The following is a 339-nucleotide window of genomic DNA, read 5'->3' as shown; positions in this document are numbered from 1 at the left end:
TTATAATAATTTATCATGAAATATAAAAAGATATTTAAATTTGTCAAANNNNATTAATATATAAAGTTTCAAAGACTACAAAGATATTTAANTGATAACAAATCATCANTAATAAATTGTTAAAAAATATTTATAAAACTAACAAATAAAATATTAAAATGAAATTACTGTTTTCTTCAAATGTACTATATAAGAAATATGAAAATAAAGGCCAAAATATAAAAAAAGAAATTATAAAATACTATGGATGATTTTGATGAAATAATAATAAAAGAAAAAAATAAAGAAGAAATTATAGATTTTAAAAAAATTAAAAATCTTATTAACAATTATATATTA

The sequence above is a fragment of the Candidatus Nanopusillus massiliensis genome, from assembly GCF_920984865.1.
The sequence above is the reverse complement of the archived record's forward strand: the minus strand, read 5'-3'. Positions refer to the sequence as shown.